At 62.8% G+C, this 13,358-nt stretch carries 10 protein-coding genes; 4 read left to right on the top strand and 6 right to left on the bottom strand.

Going from position 1 to position 13,358, the window contains the following annotated elements:
• Positions 1-210 precede the first annotated feature (210 nt).
• Both istA and istB read left to right on the top strand, forming a co-directional pair.
• Entirely contained in the window at positions 211-1,818 is a 1,608-nt protein-coding gene (gene istA / locus V3N99_21810) for an IS21 family transposase (protein ID MEO3939356.1), read from the top strand.
• On the top strand, positions 1,815-2,624 hold the full coding sequence (gene istB / locus V3N99_21805) for an IS21-like element helper ATPase IstB (GenBank protein MEO3939355.1): 810 nt from the start codon (positions 1,815-1,817) through the stop codon (positions 2,622-2,624). The genes istA and istB overlap by 4 nt, the downstream gene beginning before the upstream one ends.
• Positions 2,625-2,790: 166 nt before the next feature.
• Here istB and V3N99_21800 read toward each other — a convergent pair whose 3' ends face one another.
• A complete protein-coding gene (locus V3N99_21800; GenBank protein MEO3939354.1) occupies positions 2,791-3,360 on the bottom strand; it encodes an Ltp family lipoprotein in 570 nt (189 codons plus the stop codon).
• Between the two features lie 233 nt (positions 3,361-3,593).
• The gene (locus V3N99_21795; GenBank protein ID MEO3939353.1) at positions 3,594-4,367 is read right to left on the bottom strand and encodes an ion channel; all 774 of its coding nucleotides are present in this window, start codon (positions 4,365-4,367) and stop codon (positions 3,594-3,596) included.
• 544 nt (positions 4,368-4,911) lie between these two features.
• On the opposite strand from V3N99_21795, the gene V3N99_21790 reads away from it, so the two are divergent.
• Positions 4,912-5,715, top strand: coding sequence for a hypothetical protein (locus V3N99_21790; GenBank protein ID MEO3939352.1), 804 nt, complete (start codon positions 4,912-4,914; stop codon positions 5,713-5,715).
• Positions 5,716-6,072: 357 nt separating this feature from the next.
• On the opposite strand, the gene V3N99_21785 is transcribed toward V3N99_21790, so the two are convergent.
• A complete protein-coding gene (locus V3N99_21785; protein MEO3939351.1) occupies positions 6,073-6,324 on the bottom strand; it encodes a hypothetical protein in 252 nt (83 codons plus the stop codon).
• A gap of 300 nt (positions 6,325-6,624) precedes the next feature.
• On the opposite strand from V3N99_21785, the gene V3N99_21780 reads away from it, so the two are divergent.
• Positions 6,625-7,731 carry a tyrosine-type recombinase/integrase gene (locus tag V3N99_21780; protein MEO3939350.1) on the top strand — a complete coding sequence of 369 codons (1,107 nt, stop codon included), beginning with the start codon at positions 6,625-6,627 and terminating at the stop codon, positions 7,729-7,731.
• Positions 7,732-8,458: 727 nt separating this feature from the next.
• Here the strand turns inward: V3N99_21780 and V3N99_21775 are convergent.
• The 3 genes from V3N99_21775 to V3N99_21765 all read right to left on the bottom strand — a co-directional run bounded on the left by V3N99_21775 (position 8,459) and on the right by V3N99_21765 (position 13,283).
• The gene (locus tag V3N99_21775; GenBank protein ID MEO3939349.1) at positions 8,459-9,682 is read right to left on the bottom strand and encodes an FAD-binding protein; all 1,224 of its coding nucleotides are present in this window, start codon (positions 9,680-9,682) and stop codon (positions 8,459-8,461) included.
• Positions 9,683-9,750: 68 nt separating this feature from the next.
• Entirely contained in the window at positions 9,751-10,869 is a 1,119-nt protein-coding gene (locus V3N99_21770; GenBank protein MEO3939348.1) for an aminotransferase class I/II-fold pyridoxal phosphate-dependent enzyme, read from the bottom strand.
• Positions 10,866-13,283, bottom strand: a complete 2,418-nt coding sequence (locus V3N99_21765; protein MEO3939347.1) for an SUMF1/EgtB/PvdO family nonheme iron enzyme — start codon at positions 13,281-13,283, stop codon at positions 10,866-10,868. The genes V3N99_21770 and V3N99_21765 overlap by 4 nt, the downstream gene beginning before the upstream one ends.
• Between the last annotated feature and the right edge of the window lie 75 nt (positions 13,284-13,358).

Genomic DNA, 13,358 nt, shown 5'->3' with positions numbered 1-13,358 from the left:
CCCTCGGCGCCGCGGGAGGTGGCAGCGGCCACGAGAAACTGCCCGGAGGCGGCCACATAACTGCCCGGTAGCGGCCACGAGAAGTGCCCGCTGACGGTCACGGGATCTGCCCGACACGAGTTCGTTGGCCTCACCGCATACAGCGGTTGAGGCCCCTCCTGGGGTGCGGTGGCGGTGCTGATGCGCCTGCCGCCCCCCAGGAGGGACACCATGAAGTCTGCCGAGGAGATCATGAACATGTTGGAAGCCTTCGACCTGACCGGGTCGTTGCGGGACGCCGGGGAGTTGTCCGGGGTCTCGCACCACACCGTCGCGAGGTACGTCGCCGCCCGCGAATCGGGCGTCCTGTCCGATCGTCCCGCTGCGAGACCGCAGCTGATCGACGAGTTCCTGCCCAAGATCGAGGAGTGGATCGAGCGGTCCAAGGGCAAGCTCCGCGCGGATCGAGCCCACGAGAAGCTCGCAGCCCTCGGGTACACCGGGTCCGAGCGCACGACCCGACGCGCGGTCGCGGCGGTGAAGAAGGACTACCGCCTCGGTCGTGTCCGCGTCCACCGTCCGTGGGTGACGGAGCCGGGGATGTGGCTGCAGTACGACTTCGGTGACGGCCCGGTCATCGACGGGGTGAAGACCACGTTGTTCATCGCGTGGTTGGCGTGGTCGCGGTTCCGGGTGGTCCTGCCGATCCGGGACAAGACGATGCCGTCGGTGATGGCCGCGCTCGACGTGACGCTGCGCCGGCTCGGTGGCGCCCCGACGTACGTGTTGACGGACAACGAGAAGACCGTCACGACCGAGCATGTCGCCGGGGTGCCGGTGCGCAACCCGGGGATCGTCGCCTTCGCTCGGCACTACGGTCTCACCATTCACACCTGCGTCCCGGCTGACCCGGCGTCGAAGGGTGGGTCGGAGTCGTCGGTGAAGATCGCCAAGGCTGACCTGGTCCCGAAGGACACGAACCTGCGCGAGCAGTACGCCTCGTTCGCGCAGCTCGAGGCCGCGTGCGAGGAGTTCTGTGACCACGTCAACACGAGGGTCCACCGGGTCACCCGCCGGGTCCCGGTGGAGATGCTCGCCGAGGAACACGCCCGGCTTCACCCCATCCCGCTCGTCCCGCACACGGTCGCGTTTGGGGTGACCCGGACCGTGCCGCCGAGCACCCCGATGGTCTCGTTCGAGGGTGGGCAGTACTCCGTCCCGGCCCGGCTGCTCGGTCAAACGGTGTGGGTCCGCGTCCACGGCAAAGGCGCTGACGAGGTGATCGTGCTCGTGCACGTCGGCCCGACCGGGCCGGTCGAAGTCGCCCGCCACGCCCGTGCTACCCCGGGCAGCCCGAAGATCAACGATGACCACTTCCCCCACACCCCCGTGGGGGCGCTGGGGCGGAAACCGTTGGCCCGGAACGCTGCTGAGGTTGAGTTCCTGACCATCGGTGACGGTGCCCGGCTGTGGCTGAGCGAGGCCGCGGCCGCGGGCACGACGAAGATCCGGGTCAAGATGGCCCAGGCCGTGACGTTGGCGAAGCTGTTCGACACCAAGGACGTCGACTGGGCGCTGGGCCACGCCGCGGTTCACGCCCGGTTCGCCGAGGCCGACCTCGCGTCCATCCTCGATCACCACCAACACGTCACGCGGAACGCGGCGGTCAGCCGTGCCGGAGAAGACGGGTCCCTGACCCAGGGCACCTCCAGCTGGGCCGCCCTCGGCGCTGCCACGACTTCGACCTTGACCTCGGGCCCGGAGACGGCGTCGTCGTCGGCGCTGTGTAACGACCGTGCTGTCACGGTCAACGACCCTCGACCGGAGGTGACCTCGTGAGCTCGGCGACGAAGACGACCGCAGCCCCGGCCCTGGGTGTCCCGGCCCCACCGCCGCTGCCCGACGACCTCGAGGCGCTGCTGCGGCGGTTACGCCTGCCGCACATCCGGCGCCACGCCCCTGAAGTCGTCGCGACCGCGAAGGCCCAACGGTGGGAACCCGTCGAGGTCCTGCGGGCCCTGCTCGGCGAGGAAGCCGCCGGCAGGGAACGGTCCGCCCTCGCGACCCGCCGCAGCACCGCCGGGTTCCCCACGGGCAAGACGTTCGACGCGTGGGACCCGCAGGCCTCCTCGATCCCCGCGCCGACCCAGCAGGCCCTGCGGACCTTGGAGTGGGTCCACCGGCGGGAGAACCTCGTCGTGTGCGGCCCCTCGGGCACCGGCAAGACGTTCCTGCTCGAGGCCCTGGGCCAGCAAGCCGTCGAGCAAGGCCTGAAGGTCGCCTGGTTCACCCTCGAAGACCTCGGCATCCTGCTACGCCGCCACCGCGCCGACGACACCGTCACCCGCGCCATCGCCCGCGTCCTGCGAGCAGATCTCGTCGTGGTCGACGACATTGGCCTGCTCCCCGTGGCCCACGACGCCGCCGAGGGCCTATACCGCCTCGTCGATGCCGCGTACGAGAAGCGGTCCATCGCGATCAGCTCGAACCTGCACCCCGCCTCGTTCGACGAGCTGATGCCCAAGACCCTCGCAACCGCGACCGTCGACCGGCTCCTGCACCACGCCCACATCTGTCAGACCACCGGCGACAGCGTCCGCCTGACCCAAGCCCTCGCCGGCGCGGGGGTGAGCCCCTTGACCTGACCCACCCCCTGAGGCCGAGGGTGGCCAGCACTGGGCAGATCCCATGGCCACCACCGGGCAGTTCTCGTGACCGTCACCGGGCAGGTCTCACGACCGCCTCTGGGCAGATCTCAATGGCCCTTGACAGGAGGAGTCGACAATCTTGCACGTATCTTGCACGCGCCGCCTAGAGACCCGCCTTGGTCACACCGTACGTCGCCTGGTCGAGCGTGTAACCGTCGCCAGCCGAGGACGTTAGCTGCTTGATCAGGCCCGCCCGTGAGAAGGACGTCAGGCCGAGGTAGTTTTTGGCGGCTTTGGCAGCCTGATCGTTCCAGTTGACCTCCACGTGATCGGCCGCGTAGGTCGCGTCTTGGACCGAGTAACCGTCGCCGGCCGAGGAGGACAACTGCTTGATCAGGCCCGCACGAGAGAAGGCCGTGAGGTTGAGGTAGTTCTCGGCTGCCTTCACAGCGTTCCCCTGACCAGCTGTCAACGCGGGAGCAGCGGGCTTTGGCGTTGCTGCGGGAGTCTTGGCTGCAGCGGCCTTAGTTGATGGAGCGGCTGAGGCCGACGCTGCCGGGGTTGCCGCTGTCGTCGGCGCGCTCCCGCCGCCGGTGGTGGCGGCGCGGCCGATGATGAGAATGAGCAGGACTGCCAGCCCAGTCAGGATCTTGTGCCTCGAGAACCAGTTGCGTTGTGCCTTGGCTCTGGCCTTCTCGGCGGCCTTGTCTGCCTTGGCCTCGCGCTTGCTCAAGGAGTCGTCATTGTTCCCCATTTCAGTCAGTTTCGCCCCTATCATACCGATTTCCGATGCTACCGGAGGTCTCTTCGCCCAATACCGCGGGGCGTGAGCAAGCGGTCTGGCTGATCCACAAGCCGACCCGAGGACGAGTTGCTCGCCGCCCCGGGCCCGCGCCAGCTGGGCCGTCCCCTCGAGCGGGTCGTGGGTGACAGTCGGGAAGGGTCAGGCCTGGCCGGGCGTGCGAGTCAGTCGGCTTCCGTGCTGAGACGGACCTCACGCTGTGCAAGCTCTGATCTGAGCGCACGTACCTCCGCAGTCAGCGCGTCGATATCCGCGCGTGTGGTGCCCTGGCTTTCCTCCTCGACCTCACGGACCCTGTCCAAGAGCCATGAGGCGAGAGAGGCTGTGACGATGCCCAGCAGTGCGATCCCCGCGAGCATGAGCCCACCAGCGATGAACCGCCCCTCGGTCGTCACCGGGAACCGGTCGCCGTAACCGACCGTCGTGACCGTGGTCATCGACCACCACAGCGCGTCCCCGAACGTCGTGATGTTCGCGCCCTCGGCCTGCCGCTCAGCGTCGAGCACCGCAAGCGACGCCACGAACAGGATCAGAGACGTCGACCCCGCGACGTAGACCGCGACCCGGCCGCGCAGCGAACCCCCCGCGTAGCGGTTCATCACCGACAGCAACGCCACCAACCGTAGGAGCCGCAAGGGGCGCAGCAGCGGCAGGGCGACGGCACCCAGGTCCAGCACGTTGCTGCGAACGAACGCCACACGGCGGCTCGACAGCACGAAGCGGGCGACGTAGTCAACAACGAAGAGCGCCCACGTCGCCCAGGTCACCACCTGGCAGCCGGCCGCCAGCGGACCGGACAGATCCGGCTCGAGCACCGGCCAGGCATAGGCGATCAGGAACAGGACGGCCGCGAGAGTCAGGGGCCGGTTCGCCCTGGCCTCCCAACGCTGACGCCGCGACTCATCACCGGAAGGGTGCTGTCCCTGCACGTCGCTCATCCCCACGGCGGGAGCCTATGGCATCAGGTGCCTGGGTAACGCTCGGCCCGGCGCCCATGGCCCTATCCCCCGAGCGGGTCATGGGCGCCACTCCGGGTCCAGCGCTGGGCCGCATACTCGCAGCCAGACTGACGAGCGCCCCGGGCGACACACCCCCACGGTGTGCCGCGCCGGTGGCGCCCGACCCCCCTATCCCCTCGATCACGCCTACGGCTGCTCATGCCCCCCACGGGCAGATATAGCCGAATCGTCTCGAAGGTCCTAGTTATACCCATACCCTACGGTTACGAGACGAAACCCCACGCTCGACTCGCCGACGCACGACACCCCTGACCCCCTCCCGCGCAAGCAGACACAGAGCGCGCGCCGTGGGCGCCGGGGGTGTCGTTTCCGGGTGACCCCACCTCCAGTCCAGCCCTGAATGTAGGGCTGCACCCCCTGCCGGGTGAGCTTCCGGACAAGCCGCTACCCCCGACCTCGGCGCCCACGACCTCATCCCCCCAGCAGGTCGTGGGCGCCGCTACCGCACATGTACGGTCAGCGGATGGGTTGGTCGGGGGACAGGGAAGATTCGGCAGACGAGCACCGTCGCGGCATCGAACAGCTAGAACAGGCGTTCGTCCTCGTCAACCAGTGGCAGACCGCGCCCGCCTCGATGGACGTGCAGCCCCGCTCCACACTGGCGGGCGATGACACGGCTACCGCACCGTTCCAGACCTCCCACATGGCCCGGCACTCCCTTGGGGTCGCGGTAGACCACCTGCACTGCCTGCGAGCCGCGATCCTCGGTGCCGACTCGCTGCATGCATGGGCGCCGTTCACGCTGCTGAGGTCCGCTATCGAGAGCGCCGCCGTCGCCGCCTATTTGCTCGGTCCGGCGCAACGCAACGAGCGAGTCTTGCGCCGCCTCATGCTGGTCCGTGAGGATGACCTCGACCGGGAGGCCGTAGACAAGCTTCTGGGCACCCCCACCGAGCCGTGGATGCTAGCGAGGCTCGCTCGGCTGCGCGAGATCGCCGGACGCCGACCCGGGCTGGACCCGATGAGAATCGGGCCACGATCCAAGGGGTACGCAGCCAAGGTGTCCGCTGGCGGCGACGCGACGGTGTTCGGCGGCGAAGAAGCCGTGTTCATGTGGCGGATATGTAGTGGGCTCGCTCACGGGAAACAGTGGGCGACGCACTCAATGCTGGGGATGCATCGGCTAGAGCAGGTGGCCGAGGGTGTACACAACGTCAGAATCACCTCGGACGCGAGCACGGTTGCGACGATCACAGATGGCGCGCTCGCCCTCGTGCTCGAGGCTCAGCGCATCTACTCACTCCGCGCCACCTCGCCGGATACATGATGAGGCGACACACACGACAACACCCCCGCTCGCACCTCGAGCGGGGGTGTTGTTCCGTCTGCCGAACGCTCACACGGTCCCCTCGAGTACCTCCGCGGCTCGCAGCAGTCCCAGCCATCGCCCGCGCCTGCGCCGGCGTGAGGAACACGTCGCCCCCGGCGTAGACCTCAACGACGGGCCCCAGGGAGCCGTTGACCCTCAAGGGTGACCGCCGGCTAGCCGTCCCTGTTCCGCTCGCCGCTCCAGAAGGTCCGGTGACACCAGCCGAGCTCATTGAGGCCATCCCCAGGGAAGGCCGGGAGGGCGACGTGGTCGGTGCACCACGGCTCGTGCTGGACGGCCTGCGCGGTCGCGGTGTTATCGCTGCGCCTCCGGCCTGGTCGTGATCCGGACGACGTCGGTGAGGGCCTTGTCGCGCCCCATCTTGTAACCCCACTCGTAGTTGCGGAACATGGCCTCGAGGTCGGTCTGCGGGCGGACGCCGGAGACGCGCCCGCCGAGCATCCTCAGCCGCTCCGCGAGGCCGACGATGCGGTCTCCGAGGTCGGATCTCGCGAACTCGAGCCGAGTGGGTCGCTGGTCGTCGTGCAGGTTGGTCGTGCTGGACATGGCTGCTCCTCCAGAGGAGAGCGTCCCTCATCGGACACGTATCGGACACGTGGCGGTTACGACGAAGGCCCCTGCTCTGCGTTTCCGCAGGTCAGGGGCCGTTTCGTGCTGGTGGGCGATACTGGGTTTGAAACAGGTTTCAGCCCCTATCCGGAACCTGGCCGACGACCTCCTGCGCAGGCCGCTGACCTGCTGGTATAAGAACCAGTAGCCCAGGACACTAGTGGTCACACGTGGACCCGTTTACACTCTCATCCGACACGTATCCGACACGAAAACGCGGATGTGGGAAGGACGATAGTGGCGCAGAAGCGGGCCTTCGGACAGATGACCAAGCTGCCGAGCAAGCGCTACCGGGCGCGCTACACCGGACCGGACACCTCGCTTCACAACGCGCCGCACACGTTCGAGACTCGGATGGACGCCGAGGCGTGGCTGACCGACGAACGACGTCTCATCGTTGCCGGCTCATGGACTCCCCCACGTGACCGCGAAGCGCGGATCCGGGGACCGCTGACCTTCGGCGCCTACGCCAAGACCTGGCTCGCCGACCGCGACCTCAAGCCTCGTACCCGGCAGCACTACGGGTCCCTCCTGCGCTACCAACTCGCGCCCCTGGACGACACACCGCTCCGGGACATCACTCCCGCGATGGTCCGCCGCTGGCACGCCAGCCTCGACGAGACCAAACCCACCCTGCGCGCCCACTCGTACTCGCTGCTCCGGGCCATCCTGGCCACCGCAGTGCAGGACGAGGAGATGGTGGCGAACCCCTGCCACATTACCGGGGCGGGCGCCGCCAAGCGGGTCAAGACCATCAAACCAGCCACCCTCGCCGAGCTCGAAGACATCGTCCGCGAGATGCCCCCGCGCTACCGGCTCATGACGTTGCTCGCCTCCTGGTGTGCCCTGCGCTTCGGCGAACTGGTGGAGCTGAGGCGACGAGACCTCGACCTGACCTCTGGCCTCATCCACGTCCGCCGGGGGGCGGTCCGAGCCGAGGGCAAAGTCATCGTGGGAACTCCCAAGAGCGCCGCAGGGATCCGCGACGTCGCCATCCCACCTCACCTCATGCCACTCGTGCGAGAGCACCTCTCGAGCAGCACGATCGGGCGCGATGGACTGCTGTTCCCAGCGGCCGACGGGACGAGCACACTGGCCCCCTCCACGCTCTACCGCGTGTTCTACCGAGCCCGCGAAGCTGCCGGACGGCCCGACCTGCGCTGGCACGACCTCCGTCACACGGGAGCCGTGCTCGCCGCCCAGACGGGGGCAACCCTCGCCGAGCTAATGAACCGTCTCGGGCACTCCACCCCACAAGCCGCCTTGCGCTACCAGCACGCGGCCCAGGGCAGGGACGCCCAGATCGCTGCCGCCCTCTCCCGTATTGCCGAGGGCGCCAATTAGCTGAACTGCAATGAGCTGAGGCAGCCGGAGGAGACCTCTCACCTCCTGCGGCAAACAAAGTTGCGCACCCGCAAGCTCTCGCTGCGTCTAAGGTCGCTACTACTAGCCCAAGGGCGCCCCGCCCAATATTCGTCTGCCCAAGCTGAAATGGATAAGGCAAAATAATGTGGCGGTCAGCAGAAGGATATAGCCAGGGAACAGGACACTGATCCAATCCCATCGTTGGAGCGATAATATGGTAATCGAGCCGTTGATAAATCCACAGAAGTAAGCTTCTGGACTTTCTGTCTCCGGAAACCTAAACGCCTTTAAAAGAGTCGGTATACCAGCTGCGAGGTCCGCGGCGATGGCGAGGCAAACAACAACAACAGGGTCGTGCGATTGAGTCCACAAAGCAAGCGCACCGATAGCTGCAGCCCCGCACGCGAAATCAAATCGGCCAACATGCCAGTAAGCACTATCGTTTACAAGTGAGACCGTAAAGATCAACAGGGGGCCAGCTGCGACCGATAGTGTCATCACGACTGAGAAGCCGACACCGTTAGCTAGCTGCACGCCCGCGATAATGATTGGCACAAGAAACCATAGGAGCCACGTTACACGGTTAGGCTTCGTTAGTCCACGAAGTGTGCGACGCGCATATATGGAGCTCCCGAACAGACTAATCGCTGCTCCAAGAAATACAAACCGCGCATCGATCATCGTTTTGCGGAAAGTCGTTCTGCCATTAATAGCATGACTTGAACAACCGATCCGGATCGTACCGCTCAATTACTCTGTCAAGGGACGCTCGAACACCTGAAGGTATCACCCGCTCGGTCTTCGCGGCATAATTTGAGTAGGTCGCTGAAAACGCCGATTCAGCCAACTTCGAAAGAATTGCTTCTTTAGCATCATCAAGCCACTCGACTGATGCTCGATCCGCACCAGGATCGCTCCAACTAGCCGCCATTAGGATGTCGAAGTTTGCATCTCTAAGCGCAAAATCACTAGGGAAGCGCGGACCTTTTACCACTCCAGTCATACGCTCGACAAAGATCTGCAGGGTCTCAACCTTTGATTGCTCGAACACCCGCACCAACTCAGCGATCGCCTCATCCGGAAGGTTCCGAACAAACAGTGACCGCCAAGCCGACCGCTGCCCCCAGCGAGCGGGGTTGTCCAGCATTCGCTGAAGATCGCAGTAGGACCCCGTTCTGAACGATGTAGAGGATGGCGTCACAGGACACACTGACCGAATCCAGTCCCCGAACGAAATCGAACCAAACGACATACCGTCGACAGATACGAAGCTTCGATCGGAACGCCGTATCAGGGCTGGACTCCAATTGATACTGTCGGGACAAGCGCCAGACGCTGTCGACAGCGCATGCAGGACATCGTAAGCGTCCTCCTCGCGATATTCAATGGAACCAAATTCAATTCGTGTCGGAAGGGGGTGATGCACGAACTCGAACTCATGGATGGCCAGCCAGCCATGCCCAAACCCACGCGCAAGCTTCATCGCTACAGCGTCGTAGGCATCGTCGATTCGAGCGTCCTCAGCCAGGCCTGTCACTCCTTTCAGGCCTACTAAGCTGTCGCACGTAAGGCCGTAGGTGGGCAGCAACCATCCGACGCCCCCACCCAATGCCAGGCCTGCCACGCCGGTCGTTGATACGGTTCCCCCTGGAACCACCCATCCCCGAGACGCACCAAAATGGTCAAGCTCCGCCCAGGTACAGCCAGCGCCTACCTTCACCGTCTCGCCGGAATCCGTCATATTCCGAAACTTACGCATATCAATTATCAAATCCCCCGAAAGCGCCCGCCCCGCTATTCCGTGACCGCCACCACGGATGGACACGGACATCCCCGATTTCCGGGCTCTGTCAACGCAACCCTGCAACTCCTGCGGCGTCGAGGGCCACGCCGCATAGCGTCCGAGGACCTCCGACCGACCGTTGAACACACTCACCGTGGATCGGAACTCGTCAGAGTTGGCCGCGTAAAAAAGCGGTCCACCATGATCCACCGACGTCACTGAGGTACTCCAGCCACCGTCCACAAGTCGACCAGACGATCTCGTGCCGCCCGGAAGAGATCCGGCTCCCGGCACAACGCGAGTCGAATCTGCGAGGGTGCAGCTGCTTCAGACGACCAATAGAATTTCCTTGTATCTAGGGCAGCAATACCCGAGCGGTCGAGCATCGCCAAATGTTCATGCGATGTCCCCACATTAAGATCGAGCACTTCAACACCAATCGTCGATTCAGGATAAGCGACCGCCACTTGGACAACGTCCTTAAGGCACGCACGGAGAATTTGGCGATTCTCTCGAATCAGGCCACGTATAGATGCGAAATTATCTGCAATGCTATACCGCGAGTATTCGAGCACGAGCTGCAACAAGAAAGGCGATACGTTCAGAAGAACATCGTCTACTATAAGCTCAACCTCTTGAAGGAGGTCGCCGCTGCAGACCAAGAATGCCACCTTGAGATCTAGCGTGGGCCACAGCTTGCCGGTGTCCTCTATAACCACGTAGCTCACGCCAGACGAGTCTAAAAGCCCATAATGGTCAAAACAGGCCTCCTCAACCTGTCCCTTGAAGCTTTGGTCGAGGATCAAAACCTGTCCTGCGTCTGCGCACCTTCGGGCCAGTTTGGAAAGCTCAGTAGGATCCAAAAACTGGCCGGTGGGGTTGTTTGGCGTGACTTCGAATATTGCGTCCGCGTCTGAGGTGACCTCAAGTTCAGCGAGTCCAATTCGCGGTTTGACATCTAATCCCTCGCCCACTAATAAAGCATAGACATTATCAAACGTGGGGCAGGTGAGCCGAACACTCGCGCCTCGATTCCTCAACATGCGAGCCACAATCATAGAGGCGACTGAGGACGAGTACACGGCTATGCGGCGAGATTTTCCGGGGTTCTGGCCCATGGACAGTAAGAACGCTGCCGAACTCTCCTGCTCCAGCAAGGCATAGTCAGCCTGACTCGCTAGAACAAACATCTCCCCCATTCGCTCTCGGATACTACGAATCTCCGATGGGGACATTTCTTGGCGGGCATGGGCATCAGCCAAGTTCCAGCCAGCGCTTAACGCTGAACGCTCGTCCGAGGTCAGTGACAGGTCTGAATTCGCACCGTTGATCATTCGCTCATCTCCAAACGGATGACGACACGCAGGCTGAGATCGACGTATGCATTGCAGGGAGGGTCATACGACCGGAATGCAATATCACGCGTGAGCGGCTCCTTTGCCAACCACGAGGAACCACGCGTCACACGATCTAGAACATTGGTGCTCACCTCCGCGAACGGACCAACTGCATACTCTCGAGCACTTGAACTACACCACTCCCAAACATTACCCACCATGCAGTGGAGGCCGAATGGTGAACAAGACCATGGGAACGTTCCAATTGACGTCGAGCGCGTAAGCCATCCATCCGTACGTCGAACGTGAGCGCTGTCCTCTGTCCAGTCGTCGCCCCAAGGATATGAGCTCCTGCCAATACCCCGAGCGCAGTACTCCCACTCTTCCTCCGAAAGCAAAGTACACACTTCGCTTTCACTTATGACATTAGAGCCACGCAATTCCTCAGTTAGCCATGAGCAATATGCTGATGCCTCCCACCAGTTGATCCCGACGACAGGCTGGTTGGGATGGTTAAATCTCGCGTCGAGCCAGTAAAGAGGCCGGTTCCGCAGCAAAAGCGTCTGACAAAATTCGTGGACTAGATTTGTGTGGTCAAGCAGCGTCATAAAACGACCTTCAACGTCTTTCGAGTAATGCACTCCGAAGGAGGCCTCGACAATGCTTGAAAGCTCATCGATAAACGGGCCATCTTGAGTACGCCATCTGTCACCCTGTTGCGTCCAGTACCTCGTGGTCTCGTAGCCCGCCGCCACAATGAACCGGCCGAACTCGAAATTCGTCACCGGGTACTTTGACACACGAAGCGGGCCGATATTTGTCTCAAAGGCCGGCGCCCAATGAATCCTCTGATATTTGCGGTCGGTAGTCACCGGCGGTAACTGCTTGCCAATGTGAGCGCGTCCTGCCGGCACATCGACGTAGCGAGCCCTCAGCGACTCCTCCGAAAGCAACGGATCGCCGAGCTCCGCCAAGACGTCGCCGGCGCGCATTCTCAGATCCAACGCACAATTCCGTGTCTCGCGTAACGAAACCATGGCATTCAGCGCTCGTCCACTCCAACGTCGCATCCAACCCGCCCTCGTCTCCTCTGCTACCCGGCGTACGACAGCCACCAACTCTGCCGCCAGGAGATTGCTTCTCTCAGCATTCAATTCGAAGAGATCTTCCACCCAGAGGAGGACGCTGTCAATCGACTGGGTGTGTGCTTGCCCCTCCGCCCAGACCCGTAGGCATTCCGCCGGACCATCCTCACTTAGAGTAGGGACGCCGATCGTGGTCGCCGACGCTAAGTGGTGTCCAGAGAAGTACAGGCGGAAGGCATTTTGCCGAAAACCATAACCGTCCGGTACTACCTCGCCGAAAAAGTCTAAACCCTCGCGAAATAAGGTCAAGTACGAGACCACGGCAGTTGAAGACCGTAGGGTTCCGGTGCGCCCGCCCTTATCAATCACGTTCAAAATCCGGTCCCGGACTTCTGACGTAGCGAGGATGCCAAGTTGCCTATCATTGTTGTTAGCTAGCTCAGTTGTCTTCCAAGCTAGAGCTCTCAAAATTTGTTCGAGCTCTGCTCGAAAATCGCTCGGCGACAAACCGAACTGGCTACTGGACTGGGCTTCAGTAGCGTCAAGACAGCGCCTTGCGATCTCGTCGCAAAGTCCGCCCACGCCCACAGGCAATTGGCGCTTACGTTCGACGACACCTAGCACCAAACTAAGCATTAGTGGAAGCCTGCAGAGTCTGCTCAGATGTCGATCCGCAGTTATCTGAGCGATTAGCGCCGGAGGAGTCAGGACGTGGCTGCCTCTAATCTCCCACCATCGGTGAATCGCTAAAGCAATGTCTCGGGGAGTGAATAGACGCAGAAAGAAGGACTCTCCCAGATGACGTAGACCGAAATCTGGATCAAACCACACGTCTTCACGACAGGTGGCTACGATTCTGACATTAGCGTTTGACGCTTGCAACGTGCGGATTAGGCTCGTGATCGCGCGCTCCCGGGTGTGCTCGCCATCTGACTCCATCAGCACGAGATCGAGGCCATCTATGAACACAACGAGCGGATACTGAACCGACTCCAGCAGACGACTCATCACCTCCTGAGTGACGGTGACCCCCACCACGGACTCGGCGGCTGCCCGCGCAAGAACGTTTACCGCGTCACCCCCAGGTTCCGCAAGCAGTTCGCTGGCATTGACAAATATCGGAAATGCAGTACCCATCCCCCCAAACAGTTGCCGCGCTAGGACGGCACCCAGGTATTTCGTGATTGCGGTCTTGCCAGCCCCACGTTCACCGACAAGCAGCCTAATTACCCCGAGCTCACCATCGAGCAGCTCAGCTACAGGGAGGCCGACACTGTCTTGGTCGTCAATTGGCGGTGAGCCGGCTATTCGGCTGAGCGGGACCATTGAGCGATCGATCCAAAGGTCCCCAAGCGGGTCCCTAATATCGCCAAATTGTCCCGATTCCGGCGGTGTATGTGT

Source organism: Dermatophilaceae bacterium Soc4.6 (genome assembly GCA_039889245.1).
Classification (GTDB): Bacteria; Actinomycetota; Actinomycetes; order Actinomycetales; family Dermatophilaceae; genus Lapillicoccus.
Note: the sequence above shows the minus strand (reverse complement) of the source record. Positions and strands in the feature narration are given on the sequence as shown.

What these genes read in the sequence shown, in the direction of transcription:
- V3N99_21795 (MEO3939353.1), bottom strand. Translation starts at nt 4,367, where the DNA reads ATGAGCGACGTGCAGGGACAGCACCCTTCCGGTGATGAGTCGCGGCGT.
- istA (MEO3939356.1), top strand. Translation starts at nt 211, where the DNA reads ATGAAGTCTGCCGAGGAGATCATGAACATGTTGGAAGCCTTCGACCTG.
- V3N99_21765 (MEO3939347.1), bottom strand. Translation starts at nt 13,283, where the DNA reads ATGGTCCCGCTCAGCCGAATAGCCGGCTCACCGCCAATTGACGACCAA.
- V3N99_21785 (MEO3939351.1), bottom strand. Translation starts at nt 6,324, where the DNA reads ATGTCCAGCACGACCAACCTGCACGACGACCAGCGACCCACTCGGCTC.
- V3N99_21770 (MEO3939348.1), bottom strand. Translation starts at nt 10,869, where the DNA reads ATGATCAACGGTGCGAATTCAGACCTGTCACTGACCTCGGACGAGCGT.
- V3N99_21790 (MEO3939352.1), top strand. Translation starts at nt 4,912, where the DNA reads ATGGGTTGGTCGGGGGACAGGGAAGATTCGGCAGACGAGCACCGTCGC.